The organism is Saprospiraceae bacterium (assembly GCA_016715965.1).
Lineage (GTDB): Bacteria > Bacteroidota > Bacteroidia > Chitinophagales > Saprospiraceae > Vicinibacter.
This window is the reverse complement of record JADJXG010000001.1, coordinates 3,446,251-3,465,701: the sequence shown is the minus strand read 5'-3', so window position 1 is coordinate 3,465,701 and position 19,451 is coordinate 3,446,251. Positions and strand designations below refer to the sequence as shown.

Sequence of the window (19,451 nt, the reverse complement as noted above, 5' to 3'; positions counted from 1 at the left end):
TTTCTTTTTCCACTTTTTGGTTACTCTCAATTTACTGGGATGCCCTCAAAACCTGTCATTGGCGTAGGTAAAATATCAGGTATGGTCATTGATTCTCTGACCAACCTGCCTGTCGAGTTTGCCACTGTGGTGCTCAGAGAAGCTTTGGAGCATAAGGAAGTAGATGGTGCATTTACTGATGAAAAAGGAAATTTTAAGTTTAAAGAGTTGAAAAATGCCAAGTATGAAATAGCAATTTCATTTATTGGATATGAGTCAAAAATTATTGGAGTTTTTAAAATCAATAAAGACCAAACAGAACATGAATTAGGAAAAATTTTGATTTCACCTGTGTCAAAAGTACTGGAAGAGGTAACCATCACAGGGCAGAAAGAACTAGTCGAGAATAAAATTGATCGAATAGTTTATAATGCCGAACGAGATGTGACAACTCAGGGTGGAAATGCAGCTGACGTTCTTCGTAGAACACCCTTGCTTACAGTCGATATGGAAGGGAATGTCTCCCTCCAGGGCAGTAGTAATGTGACGGTGTTTATCAATGGAAAACCATCTTCAATTATGGCTGCTTCAGTGAAAGATGCCTTGAAAATGATACCTGCGGATGTTATTCAGAAAGTCGAGGTAATCACACAACCTGGCGCCAAATATGATGCCGAAGGTACAGCAGGAATTATCAATATTGTGACTAAGTCGAAAAAAATTCAAGGTGTAAGCGGCGGATTCAATGCTAGTGCAGGAACAAGAAGCAACTTTTTAGGAAGCAATGTTTCAATTCGGATGGGAAAATTGGGGATAACTGGTAATTTGGGAGGACATTTATGGCGTGGTAATGGTCGTACTGACAATACCCGTGAAAATTTAATTTTTCCAGATACTTTATTCCTAACTCAAACAGGTAGATCTTCCAATTTAGGGGGTGGAATGTTCGCTCAAGGTGCACTCGATTATGACTTAACCGAAAAAGATAATTTTACCTTTTCAGTGAGGACTCCAATTGGCTTGTTCGCAAACCAAATGGACTTAACCACCAGCTCGGGAATCAACACCAATGTTTTGCCTTTTAGCTTTAGACGAGAAAGTGATAATTTGAATAGAAATCTGGGAGCTGACTTTTCACTTGATTACAAACATTCTTTCGATAAGGATTCCGATAAGGAATTTTCAACTTCCGCTCAATATAGTATCAATAACAGGATATCCAGATATTTGGCAGATCAATATGATATCAATAATATTTTAAATTATAGGGAAGAGGGACCCAACCAAAGTGTCAACAAAGAAATTATTGTTGCGGTAGATTATTTGCACCCATTGAAAAAGGATTTTAATTTTGAAACAGGTGCCAAAACAATATTAAGAAATGTGACCAGCGATATTTTTTATGATACCTTCAACTTGGAATCTCAGGTATTTCAACGTGACCTTCGCAGAGATAATTTTTTTGAATACATCCAGAATGTTGGAGCAGCTTACACACAAATTACCTTTCCAATTGTCAAAAATTTGTCTGGAAGGGTTGGTGTCCGATACGAACATACATTTATAGAAGGCCTTGTCCAAGAGGGAAGTGATTTTAAAAATAATTATGGTACTTGGATCCCCAATGGTTTATTGTCATACAAAATCAACAGCGCTACCAGTGTAAAGGGTTCATATACCAGAAGGATTCAAAGACCAGGTATGTTTTACCTGAATCCATATGTCAATTTTAACGATCCAACCAATATCTCCTATGGCAATCCTGAGTTGCTACCTGAATTAACAGAATCGTTTGAATTGAGTGGTGGATATTCAAAGAATTATAATTCTCTTAATGTTAATATTTACCACAAGACTACCAATAATCTTATTGACAATTATCGGTTTGTTGATTCACTTGGTGTTACAAACGCCACTTATAATAATCTTGCAACAGGGTATTCTACAGGGGTTAGTGTGAATGGTGGTATCATGAAATTGGGAAAGATCATTTTGAATTCTACGATGAATCTATTTTATCAAAAGATAGAAAGTGAAAGATTTGTTGGAGTAAGAAATGATGCGATCAATTTTAATATAAATGGTTTTGCAAACGTGAATATCACTCCCACCTGGAGCATAACTTTGTTTGGATTTTATCAGGCTCCCAGATTGACCACACAAGGTAAACAAGCTACATGGTTTGTATACAATCTCGGAGCCAGGAAAGAAATGTGGAAGAAAAAGGGAGCAATCAGTTTTGGGGTGGATAACCCATTCCACAAATGGATGAAAATGAATGCCAGTTTTGTATCTCCTGAGTTTAGTTTTATTTCAGAAAATCGTATAGAAGGATGGGGAATCAGAGCAAGTGTTGAATATCGATTTGGTAAAATGGAATTTGGTGCCCCTGCAAAAAAGAAGAGAAAAGGTAGTCTTAATGATGACTTAAAGCAAGGCGATGGAGATGGTGCTGGGGGAGGGATGTCAGGAGGCAGATAAGCTAACTATCAGAATATCAAATTTATATAATCTAGATGCGCTTTCTTATTGCATCTTTGGGTTGGATATTATATTCCCTTTCAAAAATTTATCATAACTTCACTGCTTCAAGCTAAAACTTTTATAATACCTTGTCTTGGTATGACAATTTTAAAGAAAATTAAATCGGTCTTCATCGTGCCAGATGCTACAGAAGGAACTGAAGATTCCAACTCAAATCATAAAGAAACAAAGTCAACAGAGAATATTTCATTGGAGTTGAAACCCACCAATGAAGGTAAGCTCAAATTTTATGAAATTCTTGCAGGGGTTATAGAAAAAAGCAATACTCCTGGTTTCGATTATATTGAATTCAAAAGTGCAGTGAAGTCAGTTGCTGAAATGCACCAGATGAATGAAGAAACAGCCTACAAGACGGCCTTCATTACCGCCCAGACAATGAATGTGAAGGCTTCATTTTTGATTGATTCTGCTAAAAAATATATCTCCATTCTTAATACCGAAGAAATTGCATTCAGTCAGTCTGCTCAAAAATATTTGGACCAGCAAATTCAAGGAAGGAAAAACGAACTTGGACAACTTGAAAAAGAAACCCAAGATATTAAAGCTGAAATTCAGCGATTGCAACAAGTTTTAATTGAAAAAGAAAAGAGAATTAATAAGATTTCAGAGGAAGCTGATTCGTTTAAACAAAAGTATGAATCTAATAAGGTGGACTTTCAAGAGGCATACAAAACAATAGTTCAGCAAATTGAGGAGGATATTCAGAAAATGCAAAAATATTTGGCTTAGTTGTAGTTAAAAATGAATAAATGAAACCAGGCAGTAAGATATTTTGGGATAGACCGGAAGGAATCACAGGTGGATTGGTATTGGCCGGTTTATTTGTTGGTTTATTTATGTTGCTCTATAATTCTTTACCAGTATTAATTGGTCTGGCCTCTAATGCGTTGTATTTTTCAGGTATGTTAATTGTGTTGGGAGCTTTACTTTATGTTGTTCTTGATCACAAAGCCCGCAACTTGGTGTGGTTTATGTACAAATCATTGATGCGAAGCATTACGGGTTTATTCGTAAAGCTCGATCCCATAAGTATTTTGAAATCTTACGTTTCAGATTTGAGAGACAATTTGGGAAAAATGAATAAACAGATTTCAAGATTGCGCTCACAAATGCATTTGTTGAAGGAGCAAATGTTCAATAATTCAAAAGAAATTCATTCCAGTTTATCCCAGGCAGCTGATGCGCAGAAGTCAAAGGAGGAATCTGTGATGATTTTGAAGACTAGACAAGCAGGTAGGCTCAAAGAATCCAATATTAAACTGGATGACTTGTATCGGAAGATGGATATTCTGTATAGGGTCCTCAGTAAAATGTATGATGCTTCCAAAATTATGGCGGAGGACATTTCAGATCAGGTTAAACTAAAAGAGCAAGAACGCACCGCTATTCATGCCAGTTATTCTGCTATGAAGTCTGCCATGAGTGTTATTTCGGGTGACAAGGACCAAAGGGCGCTTTTTGATGAAGCTTTAGAGGCGATGGCAGATGATGTAAGCATGAAAGTAGGTGAAATGGAACAATTCATGGAGCTCTCCGAAAACTTTATGGCATCGGTTGATTTGCAAAATGGGGTCTTTGAAGAGACAGGACTTAAGATGTTGGAGAAGTGGGAAACTCAGGGGGTTTCTTTAATTTTGGGTAAGGAAAAAGATGCAATTGTTGCTGATGATAAGCCTCTAACTCTCAAAGAAAAAGTTCCTATTGAAGTGGCGTCAGGAAGTGCGAAAAATCCTTATGATGATTTTTTCAAAGAATAGGAAAATCAAATCCTATTTCTGATCGATTTTAGATGAATACAACATACTTGTTACTTTGCTTATTCATTGAATTGATCCCGTTAGAATTTATACATTTGCACCATCATGGGAATTCTGGATAAGTTGTTTAAGTCAAAGAATTCTGATCATCAATGGATTAGGTTTGGTAGAGCTTCAGATGAAGTAAAAACTTCTGAACAAATTCAATTATGGGATCAGGCGATGTCTGATTTTGAATCTAAAAATTATTTGGAGTCTTTTGAATGTCTCTTAAGATATTTGATGATTCCAAACATCGACAATGTTAGGATTAGAAAACTTAATGATAAAATTGAGTTTGAGTTGGAACAGGGTTCAAGACTGGTCACTGGGTGGATGAATCAGGATCATTTTTCAGCAAAGTCTCAAATAGCTTTTGGGCAAGATTTTAGCATTGGTTTGATGAGACAACTCTTGGAAAATTGTTTAGAACTACAGCACAGCAGGTATTGTATTGATGTTGAAAATTATTTAAGCATTAAGTTTGATGGTTACACAAAGGAAGCATCTCCTTATAGATTATTCTATGGATTGAGAGAGGTAGCTATTAAAGCAGATAAACAAGATGATTTGTTGTTATCGGAATTTGAGAATTTAAAAGCCATTAATACCACACACATTACAGAATATACGGATGAAATAAAGGTTATAAAATTCAATTATTTTAAATCTATCATTGACAATGCTCTGGATCCTTCTGTTCTTGGAAAACTGGATGTTGAAAAATATCCCGGTGCATTGACTTATGTTTATTTAAGCGCATTGTATAAAATCGACTACCTCATAAGTCCGGAAGGCAAGTCCATGGAGTATATTGAAAAAGCTCATCAGAACTATTTTAGTCAAAATGGGACAGATGTTTTAGATAGGACTGAAAATTTAAAGGAGATTATTAAAGAACTTTCTGGTATAGGAAAGGAAAAATTGGTAAAGGAGTTGTATTATGTACACCATACTTTTGGTGTTAAATCGGTAGTTCCATTTGCGATTATTTCAGAATTTATTTCTTCCGAAATGAATCCATTGGAATGGTACAGAGAACAGGGTTATCCTGAGGTTTGTTTGGCGATATGCCACTATATTGGAGGGTATGTGTTGTTCAATTTTTCTTTGCCTGAGCCTGTCAACGAGTTAATGCACTTTTATTTCCAGTGCAATGATTCCGAATATTTTAATTTACTTGGCATCCCAAGTCCGGAATTAATAGACGACGCATCTTTTCCAAAGTCTGAGACAAAACTTAAATCTAAAATTCGTAAAATTCTTGAAAAGCATCGTGTCAAATATCCAGAATTGCCTTCGGAAATTTCTGTAATTTTTAATTCAAGAATTGATTTTTGTGTAAGTCTTTTAAGATTTGTCAGTACCCTAAATTTAAATCTTAAATGAGAGAAATTATCGATCGATATAAAGGTGCGGTCATTCAAATTGCTACACCATTCTCAGTTGGAACGGGATTCTATCTTGCTGATGATGATATTATAGTAACAAACGAGCATGTGGTCAGAGGTAACAAGGAGGTTGTCATTGAGGCAAAGGGAATAAAGCGCATGGTTTGCCCGGTGGTATATGCTGACACCAGATTTGATTTGGCTTTTATCAAATTGCCAGAAGAGAGTCCTTTAATGATAGTGAGATTGGGAGACTCAAACAAAGTTCGCGAAGGCGACACAATCCTGGCTGTGGGCCATCCCTTTGGTTTAAAATATACGGCCACCCAGGGAATTATCAGCAATGTGAATCACATGCAAGGTGATATCCGGTACATCCAGCATGACGCTGCACTTAATCCGGGAAACAGTGGGGGACCTTTGGTAGATTATAACGGACGAGTCATCGGCGTGAATACTTTTATTATCCGAAATGGACAGAATATTGGGTTTTCACTGCCAAGCCAGTATTTGGCGGATAGTATTAATGAATTTAAGAAAGGAAATGGCACTTCAGGTGTGCGTTGTCCATCTTGTAACAATATTGTTTTCGAACCTAATCCTGAAAAAAAGTATTGTCCACATTGTGGCGCCTCTATTAATATGCTTTCTGACATTAAACCTTATGAGCCTAAAGGCACCAAAAAGGTACTCGAAACAGCGCTGGCCAAATTGGGTTATGATATTCGTTTGACCAGAAGGGGGCCTTTTAATTGGGAATTCGACCATGGATCGGCCAATATAATTTTAAGTTATCATGAAGAATCAGGTATGATAGAGGCAGACTCTTTTTTGGCCGTTTTGCCAAAAGAAAACATTAAAAAAATATATTATTATCTATTGCAGCAAAATGATCTTTTGGAGGGTCTTTGTTTAGGAGTAAGGGGCAATGACATCATATTATCCCTTGTCATGTTTGATCAATTTTTAGAAGAAGAAGTATTGGGCGCCAACTTAAAAAACATGTTAATAGCGGCAGATAGATACGACGACGAACTTCAGAAAGAATTTGGCGCTTTAATTATTAAAAATTAAATAGTTATATATTAGTTAAAATAAAATATGATTTGAAATGCAAAAAAGCGACAATCGAGTCGGTGAAATGGCCGTATATTTAACCTTTGGTAAAACAGTAGTTATGCGTAATTTTTTGAGATTGTTATTGGTATTATTGCCTATTGGTGCATTCTCCCAAGACATTCATTTCTCTCAGTTTTATATGTCTCCGCTCAATTTAAATCCTGCGATGACTGGAGTAATGAATTGTAAAATGAGGTTTGTGGCAAATTACCGGAATCAGTGGGCTCCAGTATTGAAAGCCAATGCATTCAATACGTTTAATATGTCATTCGATCAAAAAATTCCTGTTGGAAGATATGATTATTTTGGATTTGGGGGAACCTTTTGGGGAGATAAAGCAGGTGCTTTGGATTTTTCCACCATTCAGTTTAAAATGTCGGGTTCTTACAGTAAAAGAATGGCAGGATCAAGAACTTCCGCTCACTATTTAGTATTTGGTGCCGATGCAAGCTTGAATTCCCGGTCGGTCAAATTTCACAACGCAATATGGGGCAGTCAGATCACTACAAATGGACCCGATCCCGGCTTACCAGGAGATCCATCCGTTTTAGACCCCGGATTTCTATTTGCTGATTTATCAGTTGGCTTGCTGTGGTTTTCAGTTCTGGATAAAAGGAATAATTATTATTTTGGATTGGCTTATAGTCACTTGAATGAACCTTTGCAAAACAACATTCTGGATTTACCAGTTAATAATTACACACCAGCGCCATTGTACCCTAAATTAACTGTACATGGAGGTGGGGTATTTGCCATGAATAGACAAACCAGCTTGGTGCCAGGGATAGTTAGTTTTTTCCAGGGTCCACATTGGCAACTTAATGGTGGTACCAGTTTTCGATTCAATATGAGTAAGTCCAAATATGATGAACAGTCATTTCAGCTTGGACTTTGGGCCAGATTGGCGAATTCCGAAAGAACAGAAACACCTCCTGCAGGGCAGAATCCGGGTACTTATAAAAATGGATTGTTGATGGATGCTTTAATCCTTTCCACCAGATTTGATTACAACAAGTTTGGTATAGGAATTAGTTATGATATCAATACTTCTGGCTTAAGACAGGCGAGTGCTGCAAATAACAGTTTTGAATTGTCCTTCATTTATAATATTTGCGGACCGGAAAGAAGGGGCATTTACTGTCCAAACTTTTGAAAAATAGATATTAATACATTAAGAATATTTAAGGCGCTTCGGATTTTGGAGCGCCTTCTTTATTTTTTTTGAAACTGCATAGATCTTAATTTGTCTCATTTTTTGTAATTTTAAGCTCACAAAACAGTAAACCACATGTTTGGATCGAACAAACCATCCGATAAGGATTCTTCAAAATTATCTGCCAGCGCACCATCCCAGGGGGCTTTAAACAGCCTTGTTATTGGCACATTGGTAGAAGGAACCATACAAGCAGAATCAGATATCAGAGTGGATGGAACACTTAGAGGCACTTTGGTTTGTAAAGGTAAAGTGATTATTGGCCCCAAAGGCCAGATTGAAGGAGAAATAAAAGCCCAAAACGCTGTCATTGAAGGCACATTTAAAGGGACTATCCAAATTGAAGACTTACTGCATGTTAAAGAGACTGCAATGGTAGAGGGAGAGATCAATACCGATAAGTTATCCGTTAATCCTGGAGCAAAATTTAATGTTGTGAGTAAAATGTCTTCTCAAATGGCTACCAGACAAGTACCATTGCATCCCAGGGCAGAAGAAAATCTCAGGTAATATTTCATTGGCATTTATTATGGTAAAAAAGAGCTCTTCAGCGCATGCTTACATGAGGTATAGTGGCATGGCCATTCAGATATTTGTTTTTTTGGCCATTGCAGCTTATGCAGGACAATTCATGGATAAAAAATATGCTTGTATTAAACCATATTGGACAATTTCTTTTGTAACCCTTTCTTTTTTGATGATTATGGTATGGCTTTATTATAATCTAAGGAAAGGAGAAGAATGATTCGAAAGCACTATTATTTTGGGTTATTTTTAATCATTTTTTTGATGGTTGTCTGGATTTCTTACAAAAATCCAAAGGACAACAACCTGACATTTTTTTTGCTCACAGGTTTGATTTTTTTATCGACAATTGATTTCTTGTTGTTTGAAATCAGCAATTATTTAAAAAAAAGCAATAACCCTTATCATTTTACCCGATTTTTTATGGCGATGGTTTTTGGCAAGATGATGTTGTTTGTATTTTTCATTGTTCTTGGGGTTGTAAAATATGCATTGGATAAGCGGGCTTTGATTAGCCCTTTGTTGATATTTTATATTATTTTCACCATCCATGAGACTTATTACCTCATTTTAATAAGCAAGAGAAATTGATAGATAGGATTGACAAAAGAAATGTGAAAATTTGGAATGAAATAAAGGCTTAATCGGGTTTGTTTTGCCTGCTAAATTCCGGTTTTCTTTTTTCCAAAAAAGCTGCAATACCTTCTTTCGCCTCGCTGCCTGCAATTAATTCACCGAATAATTCAGACTCTATACCTGCTCCCTTACCTTCAAATTCATAATACGCTAAAATACTTTGAAGCGCAGCAGATATGGCTTTTGGACCCTTCTTTGAAATTTTTTCAATGATCTCAATGGCTTTTAGCATTTCCTGGCCAGGTTCAACCAAGTGATTGACTAAGCCTAATTGGTAAGCCTCTTGAGCGTTGACCATTTCTCCGGTTAGAATTAGTTCGATTGCCTTTGCTTTTCCAACATAGCGCACAAGTCTTTGTGTACCAGCATAACCTGGTATCAAACCAAGATTAACTTCCGGTTGACCAAATTTTGCAGTATTGGACGCAATTCTCATATGACAGGCCATTGCCAGTTCGCAACCTCCTCCAAGCGCGAATCCATTCACAACAGCAATAACTGGAATGGATAATTTTTCAATCCTACTGAATAAATTTTGCCCTAAAATCGATAACATCTTGCCTTCATTGGAATTGAGTCCAACAAATTCAGTGATGTCTGCACCAGCAACAAAGGCCTTTTGACCAGAGCCAGTAATGATGACTCCCTTATATTTATTTTGATCTGCTTCAATCTCTGACAAATATTCGTCCAACATAGCCATGACGTTCTTATTCAGTGCATTAAGAGCAGACTCACGATTCACAGTTAAAATGACGATCCCATTTTCAAGATTTTTTAAAACTTCCATAACCCTACATTTTGGGCGCAAAGATCAAAAAGAAATGGTAATGAAGCTGAGACAATTAAGATTTCTTATTGAGAATGGGATTTTCTTAACTTTGCGTGTTATTTAAAATCTATCATGAAACTTTTTACATTTTTTATTGTCATTTTCTTTTCATCACCAATTTTGTTTGCCCAGGATGGTGATTTCAATATGGAGATATTGTCCAATGTACCTGTACCTGAAGGTGGATCTGGGATATGGCACTATGTTGATAAAGCAGGTATTGAATATGCGGTGTTTGGAAGTCAAACTGCTGTCATAATTTTTAGTTTGGAGGACCCCAAAAATCCCATTGAAAGGTTTCGAATCTCAGGGGTTCAAACCATCTGGAGAGAAGTATTTTTCTACGGAGACTATATCTACGCAGTTACGGATAGCAGATCAGACGGCTTAATTATTATAAATATGAAAGCAGCGCCTTTAAATATTACAGGCAAATTTTGGCGCTCAACAATTACTGCGAATGGCATTACAGAAGAGTTGGATAAGTGTCACACAGTATTTGTAGATGACAAAGGCAGATTGTATCTCAACGGTTGCGGAGGTTGGAGAGGAACATTGATATTTGATATAACAAAGACACCAGAAAATCCACAATTTATTGGTGCACAAACCAAGCGCTATTGTCATGATAATTTTGGGCGAAATGATACCATCTGGTCTTCTGACATTTTGGATGGTGTTTTGAGTTTTTGGGATATCAAGAATCCGGCTAACCCAATTGAAATTGGTGTGGTCAGAACTCCATTTAGCTTTACCCACAATGCCTGGCCTTCAGATGACGGGCGATATGTTTTTGCAACAGACGAAAGAGCAGATGCCTATGTTGCATCCTATGACATCAGTGACCTTAGCGATATCAAACTATTGGACCGTTGGAGACCAAAAGATACGGAAGGAAAAGGAGTAATTCCACACAATACAAGATATTTGAATGGATATTTAATTACAGCTTATTACACCGATGGAATAAAAATCACAGATGTACACAGACCAGAAAATATTGTAGAGGTTGGAAGTTTGGACACCTGGTTTGGCGCTCATGGTGGCTTCAATGGATGTTGGGGCGTAAGCCCATTTTTACCAAGTGGCACAATTATAGCATCTGATATTCAAAGAGGATTATTTGTAATAAAACCCAACTATGTGCGCGCATGCTATCTGGAAGGAAGAGTGACAGATAGCATTACTGGCTTGGCTATCAGAGATGTTTCAGTAATTATTAACGCAGCGCGGAAGAATGAAAAGTCCACCGATCAAAGAGGAGATTATAAAACGGGTTATGCCAGTGCTGGAACCTATTTGGTTACCTATTCACACCCAGACTATTTCCCAAAAACCATTTCGGTTGAATTAACCAGCGGTGAGGTAAACCTGAAAAATGTGATTTTGCGACCTAAGAATCTTTTGATCAACCAGAAGATAATCGTGAAAGATCTATTTACTGATCAACTCATTGAAGATGCCCAAGTATTGTTAATCAATAGCAACAGAGAAGCAAAGGGTGTTACTGATTCATCCGGAGAAGTGACGCTCAATGTTTTTCAAGATAATGTTTTATTTGATTTATTTGTTGGAAAGTGGGGCTATTTGCATCAATATGTTCAATATGATTCAGAAAATGCATCAGGACCCATCACTGTATATTTAAATAGAGGATATCAGGACGATTTTATTTTTGATCAAAATTGGACGACCAAGGGAACAGCTACATCAGGATTTTGGGTTAGGGGAATTCCGGTTGAAACCTTGCTCAGGACATTGGTAGTTAATCCTGGAAGCGACATTACGGATGATTTTGGAAAGGAATGTTATATCACAGGCAACAATGGCGGTGCAGCAGGAGATGATGATGTGGACAATGGGAATGTAGTGCTATCCAGCCCCGTGATAGATTTGTCAAAATATAAAAAACCATTCTTAAAATACTCTACATGGTTTGTAAATGACGGAGGTTCAGGTAATCCGAATGACAAAATGACTGTTCGTATTACAAATGGAAGAGAAACGGTGGTGATTACTGAAATTTTAAGCTCCCAAAATGGATGGAAAAGAACAGAAAATATAGATTTAGCGTCTTTATTGGCACTAACGGATAGCATGTATTTAATCGTCGAAACATCAGATGATAATCCCGGACATCTTGTTGAAGCAGGATTTGACGGTTTCTTAATCGTGGAGACTCAACCAAATTCTGTGGTGGATAATTCATCCAATATTTTGATCAAGGCAAATCCTTCGTTATTTTCCAATACCACCCATCTGTCTTATGAAATAAAAGGGGATTTTAATCAATCTAGATTGATTGTTAGCTCTGTGGACGGTGTTTTTATGTCCCAGCAGAGATTGACTTCAGCTGAAGGATTGATTGAAGTTGGTAAAGACTTGTTGCCCGGGGTGTATCAAATAAACATACAGACTTCATCTGCTATATCCAAGCCAATTAGGATTGTAAAGCAATAGATGATTTAAATATATTTGATGGTCGTTGCTGATTCAGATTTGTTTGCTGAAAAGGAACTTAATTTTTTAAAATTTCAGTATTTTTCTGAATGTATTTACCGATGATATCATACTCAATGTTTACAAGATCTCCTGGTTGGATGAATTGGAAGCTGGTGTGTTGATGAGTATATGGTATGACTGATACTTCAAAATATTGATCAGTTAATTTTGAAATGGTAAGACTTACACCATTTATACAAATAGAACCTTTTGGAATAATCAGTTTCGAACTCTCGACTGGATATTGAAATTTATAAAGCCAACTGCCATTTAGATCTTTGACATCAATGCAAGTCAAAACTTCATCAACATGTCCCTGGACCAAATGGCCACCTAGCAAATCATTTAGACTTAAGGCTCTTTCGAGATTTATCATTTGTCCTTTTCTCCAATTTGAAATATTTGTCTTGAGGATAGTCTCATTGACCGCAGTGATTTTATGAAATTCTTTTTCTTGAAATACAACAGTTAAACATATTCCTTCATGACTTATGCTCTCATCAACTTTTAAATCCTTGCTGGTTTGGGATTGGATGGTAATTTCAAGATTTGTGCCGAATGAAATCAAGTCAACGATTCTGCCCATTTCCTTTATAATACCTGTAAACATCTTATTTTCTGGTAATTAATTCAATAAAACCTGTCAACACTTGTTCCCCGATTCCCAATTGATTTGGATAAGGAACTATTTTACATTGGTAGTAATATACACCATCACTCAATTTTTTACCATCATGGTCTGTTCCGTCCCATAAAATGGAGGGATGGTTCGTACTAAAAACACTTTGCCCCCAACGGTTAATTACTGAAAACTCTACTTTTTGAATAAATTGGTTTTTAATGGGTTTAAAGAGGTCATTTGCGCCATCATTGTCAGGTGTAAAAGTATTTGGCAATATGTATTCCGGGCAATATTCAACACACATTTTCTCAGAAAGTAAACATTCTAATCCAGTGGTGTCAATAGATTTTATGATATAACAGATTGGTTCATTTAAAGTAAAATCATGCTGATAGACAATGGTACTTGGGTCATTGATTTCAATGAGGAGTTCAGTATTTCCATCGGCTCTTTCCACATAGATTCGGTACCCGGACACATCTTGCGATTCGCAGGATATATTTGGATTATTCCACCTGAGAATGTTATAATTTCGCTGGGAAGATTGGTCGGACCCACATGGGCCTTCGACTAAAAGTTTTGGACAACAAGGTGCAGAAGTGTCTTGCATAAGAATGCAAATTTCCTGAGAATGATTCAGTAAGGGCTTTGTAAAAGCCAAATTTGCATACTCGCCCTCAGATAGGACGTAATAACAATATGTTTCTCCAAATAGTACATTGAAGTCTATAAATAATTTTTGAGCCATGGTTCCGATTTCCTCGTAATTTGGAGAAAGAATTGACTTTCTAAAAATACGGTATAAATAATTATTCCATGGAGTGATCTCATTCCATGTCAATTGAATGCTAATGTTTTGAATGGAGGGTAGAATAAAAACGGATTGCGCTATGCTGGATGCTGCTTTGTATCCGTCAATTGACATAATTTCAACCTGATAATAGTATGAAATATTTAGTGTATTTAAATGGCTGTCAACTTTCACTGTATCGATAAACTCAAGCAATGAATTTATCTGTACATTTTGAATGTCAGACCAATTTGTCTTGTCTGAACTTCTTCTTATGTTGATTTGATAAGGTGGATTATGTTGAGCGGTATCAAACTTTTCAAAATCTGGTTTTGCCCATTTAATCATGATTTGCCCATTTCCGGTGTCAGTCTTAATCACGTCTACATTTAAAAGGACGGGTTTGTCATCAGAAAGATAGGTGCAAGTTTCATTTGAAGCCAATGACGGCGAAAAATTAAATGGAAAACCTGAAGGGCTTAATTTGCTGAATTCCGCTTGCACTCGATAACAATATGATACACCTTTTTGGACCGAGCTGTCTTTGAAGTACAATCGATTATCCTTACTTTGATAGGTAAGGTATGCAATTCTTTCATAAGCACTTTTTTCAAGCCCAGGTTCGCAAATATCTTGAGTAATTATTTGACTTTTTTCTGACCTCCAAACCGAGAATCCTCGCAATTCACTACTTATGCTATCGCAGTCATAGGGTTCATCCCAAAATAGTTCGATTTCATTATTTCCTGCCAAACCAATCAGGTTAGTAGGTGGTGGTGCAGTGACTTTTATACGCAGAGTTAAAATAGTGCTAAGGCCTGTTGTATCATAATAATCATCCGTGACTTGAATAAAAATGGAATAATATTCATTCTGAACATGTTCACAAGCTGTCTGCCATTTAATATTTAATACTTGAATCGGGTTTTGATAATTTTTTTCAAATGTGGCTATGGCTGGATTTTTAACCTGCATGGCTCCCCCTCCAGTTTCTATTTTTACTCTTCCTCCCCTAGATCCCTTATTTATATCATCTATAATGTAATTTAAATCAAGCAATGCGCCTGCAATGACACAGGTATCTTTTATTCCAGCAATGGTTGGTGGTGAATTGTTTTTGCAATTTTCAAGAACCAGAATTTGCATATCCCTTATTACAGAACCAATTTTTATGCCACGTCTGTATTCTGAAATCTCTATTGCTATATTGTATTCTCCGGCTCTTTGGGGTGATTGCCAGATTAATGTACCAGTCCTGCTGTCCAAATTAAGTAAATTGTTGGGTCCTGGATTGATTAAATTTGGAAGTAAATAATTGGGAACAGGAGTGTTGAAATCCATAAAAGGAGTAGTTATTGAGAAGCCAAGACTATCACCATCAATGTCATAAGCAGAGGGATTATGAATGAAGACTTGGCCAAGACAGGCTATACCTATCGGATCATTTAGCAAAATCGGTGAGTTATTTATTCCTTGGAACGTTGTATTAAATAATGTAACCGTGCTTTGTATAAAAAATGGAATATTTATACTATTGGGTGGATCTACATTAAGAATATCTGCAATTCTGTTAGGATCAATCATACTAATATTGTATGTTCCTCTTCCTGGGTAGGTGTGTGCTGCAATGTAAATGTTTTTTTTAACACTATTTGCGAGTTCTGTTCCGTTTCCATTTGATCTTTTAACATTAGTACTCGTTCCATCTCCCCAGAATATGGTAATAGTGTCTCTGTCAGCTGAGGCGCTTTCCGTTTTAGTGTAGGTGATGAGTGTAGCAATCACACTTAAATCACCTGTTTGACGATAAGTTATTTCTCCGGCCCGATTGTGCGTGGCGAAAGTAGAGAAAGGGATAAATATTAGTATGAAAAACAGTAAAAGGAAATTCAATTTCATACAGCACTATTTTCCAAAAGTTTTTTTAAACATATTTTTAAGCTTTCTTGCCAGTATGGTATTTTTATTTTAAAAATAGTTTCTGTTTGAGAACAATCTAAAACACTGTAATTTGGTCTGGGAGCTTTTGCACCTAAAGATTCTGAAGAAATCGGTACTACTTCGATTTCTATGTTGGCCAACTCAAATATTTTTAAAGCAAAGTCATACCAACTTATCTGACCATGATTCGAATAATGGTGAATCCCTTGGTGCCAGATTTGATGTTGAAGGAAAAGTTGAGAAATATGATCCAAAAAATGAGCCAAATCAGAACCATAGGTAGGAGAACCAACTTGATCGTTGACAACTCTGATTGTATTTTTTGTTTGGGACACTCTTAACATGGTCTTCACAAAGTTGTGGCCAAATGTGGAGTAGATCCAGCTACTTCTGATGATAATAGAATCTGGATTGTATTGTAGGATGAGATCTTCTGCTTCTGACTTGGATTTAGCATAAACCCCTTCCGGATTTTTTGGGGAATCTGGTTTTGAAGGTGGACCTGACGATTTATGAAAAACATAGTCACTTGACAAATGGATGAATTGAGTACCATACTCTAGACATTTGAGTGCCAAATTTGCGGCAGCATCCCTATTGATATTAAAACAATTTTTTTGGTCTTCTTCAGCCAGATCCACTTTTGTATAAGCTGCAAGATTGATCAAAAGTGCAGGTTGTTCTTTTGAAAGAATCCGGTCTGTTTTTGCGTAATCTTCAATGGGCCAATCTTGTCTTTTATAAAAAGTATAGTTTAAGGGAGATTGTAGGACATTTAATTCTTGTCCTAATTGTCCGCTGGCACCTGTTACCAGAATTTTACGCATTTGATAAAAAGGTTTTAAAGCTGGAAAGATTCAAATCCTTTTGCGAAATGATCATCTCGTTTTTCTTGATTTTCCAATCAATATTTAAAGATACATCTAAAGGATGAATACCTCCTTCGCATTCTGGATGATAGAACTCATCGCATTTGTAATGAACGATGGCTTTTTCAGATAATACAGAATAGCCATGGGCAAATCCCTTCGGTATTAATAATTGTTTCTTATTGTCATCACTAAGTTCTAGACTGAAATACTTTCCATAGGTTTGACTGTCTTTTCTGAGATCAACAGCAACATCCAGAATCTTTCCATATGGAACCCTTACCAATTTCGTTTGGGCATATGGATTAAGCTGGAAATGAAGACCTCTTACAACTCCATATTTGGATGAAGCCTCATTGTCTTGCACGAAATTCAAATCTTTGAAATGTTTATTTAAAAAATTGTAATGATAACTTTCAAAAAAACTACCTCGATCATCATGAAAAACTTTTGGCGTTAGGACCACTAATCCATCAATAAAAGTATTTTCAAATTGCATTTATTTTTCTTTAAAAATTAATCGAACAGGAACTCCATTAAAATTAAACAAGCTGCGCAATTGGTTTTCTAAAAACTGTTTATAACTAGCTTTTATTTGGTCGGGATAATTGGCAAAAAATGCAAACACAGGATATTCCTTATCAATTTGGGTCATGTATTTAATTTTTATAAGGTGATTCCGGTATGAAGGCGGGGGTATTTTTGCAATGGCTTCCAGCATTTTATCATTTAATTCCGAAGTTTTGATTTTTCTACTTCTGTTTTCATATACTTCAAGCCCTTTTTCAATCGCCTGAAAAACCCTTTGCTTTTCCAAAGCTGATATGAATAAAATGGGTACATCGGTGAACGGAGCCAATTTTGCTTTGATATTTTTTTCAAAATCTCTTGCCGAATTCGTTTCTTTTTGCACTAAATCCCATTTATTGATTAATATAACCAATCCTTTGTTTTTCTTTATGACATGTGATACCAATTCCATATCTTGGGATTCAATACCCATGGTGGCATCAATCACTAAAAAACATACATCGGCTTCTTCAATAGAACGAATGGCCCTGATGACAGAATAAAACTCAAGATCTTCATGTACCTTGGCTTTTTTTCTAACACCAGCAGTATCAATCAACATAAAGTTTTTTCCAAATTTATTGTATTCGGAATGGACAGGATCTCTGGTAGTGCCGGCTATTTCTGTTACAACATGACGCTCATCGCCCAGAAAAACATTAATTAAAGAAGATTTACCAACATTGGGTTGACCTATAATTGCAAATTTTGGAATGTTTGGCATCGTTAGTTCTTCATCTGGTACCATTTTGGCAATTTCATCCAATAGTTCACCTGTGCCACTGCCTGTAATAGACGAAATGCAAAACATATTGTCAAACCCAAGTTTCCAAAATTCCTGAGCAAGCATCAATCTTTCATGGTTGTCTACCTTATTTACGATTAGAATTTTTTTCTTTTTTACCTTTCTCAGCATCTTGACCACCATTTCATCAAGATCTGTAATTCCTGTGGTTACATCTACCATGTAAAGTATAACACTTGATTCTTCGATGGCGATTTCAACTTGCCTTCTAATTTGCTTCTCGAAAATATCATCTGAATGAGCAACAAATCCTCCGGTATCGACGACAAAAAATGATTTACCATTCCAATCAGCCTGATCGTAAATCCGATCTCTTGTAACGCCGCTAAAATTGTCTACAATGGATTTTCTCTTGCCCACCAACCTATTAAATAGAGTGGATTTGCCTACATTTGGTCTGCCTACAATAGCTGCTGTAAATCTCATCTTAAGATACCTGATTTTTCGATAAAGTCTGGATTGTTGCGCCAGTCTTTTTTTAATTTAACACTTAAACCCAAATAGACCTTTTGTCCAAGAAATTTCTCAATTTCAATTCTGGCACCTATGCCAAGTGCTTTTATTTTTGAGCCTGCTTTTCCAAGCAAGATGGATACCTGACTTTCCTTTGCTACATGAATGGTTGCCTCTATTTTTGCGAGGGGTAAAGATTCATCAACCCCTTTACAGCTAGTGACTTCTACGAAGATTGAATAAGGAATTTCATCTTTGTATTGGTACATAATTTGTTCTCTGATCAGTTCCGAAATAAAAAATCTGATGGGTTTATCACTGATTATGTCTTCGGGAAAATAGAATGGATGTTCTGGTATCATTTCCTCGATTTTTGATCTTAGATCATTGAGCCCTGTGCCTGTTTTTGCAGATAAAACGAAAACAGGCAGACTTGATTCCATTTTATTAATTCCTGAAACCAAATGTTCAATTTGGGAGGGAGACATCAGATCCATTTTGTTAATAACCACTAATTTAGCCAAATGGTTAATTTTTTTGGTAAGATTGTGAATTTTGGTAAAATCATCCAATCCAACCGGTCCATCGATCAACAATAGTATTAGATCAGCGTCCGTAAATGATTCAAATACACGTTCATTCATCAATTGATGCAGCGGATATTTGGCATCAAGAATCCAGCCAGGGGTATCAGAATATATAATCTGCATATCCTGTTTTGTGACAATTGAAAAGACTCTTTGACGTGTTGTTTGAGGTTTAGGAGAAACAATACTTAGTTTTCCTTCGCTTAAAGCATTCACAAGCGTGGATTTGCCACTATTAGGTAAACCAATAATACTTACAAAACCGGATTGTGGCATC

17 protein-coding genes are annotated in these 19,451 nt (G+C 36.4%); 10 read left to right on the top strand and 7 right to left on the bottom strand.

Annotated elements, in window-relative coordinates; all coding sequences use genetic code 11:
* Positions 1–39: 39 nt before the first annotated feature.
* The 9 genes from IPM48_13425 to IPM48_13385 all read left to right on the top strand — a co-directional run bounded on the left by IPM48_13425 (position 40) and on the right by IPM48_13385 (position 9,158).
* A complete protein-coding gene (locus tag IPM48_13425; GenBank protein ID MBK9272587.1) occupies positions 40–2,460 on the top strand; it encodes a TonB-dependent receptor in 2,421 nt (806 codons plus the stop codon).
* Between the two features lie 258 nt (positions 2,461–2,718).
* Positions 2,719–3,252 (top strand): hypothetical protein, encoded by a 534-nt coding sequence (locus IPM48_13420; protein ID MBK9272586.1) that lies wholly within the window; start codon positions 2,719–2,721, stop codon positions 3,250–3,252.
* Between the two features lie 20 nt (positions 3,253–3,272).
* On the top strand, positions 3,273–4,280 hold the full coding sequence (locus IPM48_13415; protein MBK9272585.1) for a hypothetical protein: 1,008 nt from the start codon (positions 3,273–3,275) through the stop codon (positions 4,278–4,280).
* A 105-nt stretch (positions 4,281–4,385) separates the two neighbouring features.
* Entirely contained in the window at positions 4,386–5,708 is a 1,323-nt protein-coding gene (locus IPM48_13410; protein ID MBK9272584.1) for a hypothetical protein, read from the top strand.
* On the top strand, positions 5,705–6,784 hold the full coding sequence (locus IPM48_13405; GenBank protein ID MBK9272583.1) for a trypsin-like peptidase domain-containing protein: 1,080 nt from the start codon (positions 5,705–5,707) through the stop codon (positions 6,782–6,784). The genes IPM48_13410 and IPM48_13405 overlap by 4 nt, the downstream gene beginning before the upstream one ends.
* A 103-nt stretch (positions 6,785–6,887) precedes the next feature.
* Positions 6,888–7,982, top strand: a complete 1,095-nt coding sequence (locus tag IPM48_13400) for a PorP/SprF family type IX secretion system membrane protein (GenBank protein MBK9272582.1) — start codon at positions 6,888–6,890, stop codon at positions 7,980–7,982.
* A 135-nt stretch (positions 7,983–8,117) separates the two neighbouring features.
* Complete coding sequence (locus IPM48_13395) at positions 8,118–8,552, top strand: polymer-forming cytoskeletal protein (GenBank protein MBK9272581.1); 435 nt, start codon at positions 8,118–8,120, stop codon at positions 8,550–8,552.
* Positions 8,553–8,571: 19 nt separating this feature from the next.
* Positions 8,572–8,787 carry an AtpZ/AtpI family protein gene (locus IPM48_13390; protein ID MBK9272580.1) on the top strand — a complete coding sequence of 72 codons (216 nt, stop codon included), beginning with the start codon at positions 8,572–8,574 and terminating at the stop codon, positions 8,785–8,787.
* 44 nt (positions 8,788–8,831) lie between these two features.
* Positions 8,832–9,158 carry a hypothetical protein gene (locus IPM48_13385; GenBank protein ID MBK9272579.1) on the top strand — a complete coding sequence of 109 codons (327 nt, stop codon included), beginning with the start codon at positions 8,832–8,834 and terminating at the stop codon, positions 9,156–9,158.
* 49 nt (positions 9,159–9,207) lie between these two features.
* On the opposite strand, the gene IPM48_13380 is transcribed toward IPM48_13385, so the two are convergent.
* Positions 9,208–9,993 (bottom strand): enoyl-CoA hydratase/isomerase family protein, encoded by a 786-nt coding sequence (locus IPM48_13380; protein ID MBK9272578.1) that lies wholly within the window; start codon positions 9,991–9,993, stop codon positions 9,208–9,210.
* A 114-nt stretch (positions 9,994–10,107) separates the two neighbouring features.
* Here IPM48_13380 and IPM48_13375 point away from each other — a divergent pair, with 114 nt between their 5' ends.
* Entirely contained in the window at positions 10,108–12,495 is a 2,388-nt protein-coding gene (locus IPM48_13375; GenBank protein ID MBK9272577.1) for a choice-of-anchor B family protein, read from the top strand.
* A gap of 58 nt (positions 12,496–12,553) precedes the next feature.
* Here the strand turns inward: IPM48_13375 and IPM48_13370 are convergent, their stop codons facing one another.
* Genes IPM48_13370 through era form a run of 6 tightly spaced genes read right to left on the bottom strand, consistent with a single transcriptional unit; the run spans position 12,554 to position 19,450 of the window.
* Positions 12,554–13,147 (bottom strand): riboflavin synthase, encoded by a 594-nt coding sequence (locus IPM48_13370; protein MBK9272576.1) that lies wholly within the window; start codon positions 13,145–13,147, stop codon positions 12,554–12,556.
* Between the two features lies 1 nt (position 13,148).
* The gene (locus IPM48_13365) at positions 13,149–15,848 is read right to left on the bottom strand and encodes a gliding motility-associated C-terminal domain-containing protein (GenBank protein MBK9272575.1); all 2,700 of its coding nucleotides are present in this window, start codon (positions 15,846–15,848) and stop codon (positions 13,149–13,151) included.
* Positions 15,845–16,717 (bottom strand): dTDP-4-dehydrorhamnose reductase, encoded by an 873-nt coding sequence (gene rfbD, locus IPM48_13360; protein ID MBK9272574.1) that lies wholly within the window; start codon positions 16,715–16,717, stop codon positions 15,845–15,847. The genes IPM48_13365 and rfbD overlap by 4 nt, the downstream gene beginning before the upstream one ends.
* A complete protein-coding gene (gene rfbC / locus IPM48_13355) occupies positions 16,710–17,258 on the bottom strand; it encodes a dTDP-4-dehydrorhamnose 3,5-epimerase (GenBank protein MBK9272573.1) in 549 nt (182 codons plus the stop codon). The genes rfbD and rfbC overlap by 8 nt, the downstream gene beginning before the upstream one ends.
* Entirely contained in the window at positions 17,259–18,560 is a 1,302-nt protein-coding gene (der, locus tag IPM48_13350) for a ribosome biogenesis GTPase Der (GenBank protein MBK9272572.1), read from the bottom strand.
* Positions 18,557–19,450 carry a GTPase Era gene (era, locus tag IPM48_13345; protein ID MBK9272571.1) on the bottom strand — a complete coding sequence of 298 codons (894 nt, stop codon included), beginning with the start codon at positions 19,448–19,450 and terminating at the stop codon, positions 18,557–18,559. Before era ends, der begins: the two co-directional genes overlap by 4 nt.
* Position 19,451: the final 1 nt, after the last annotated feature.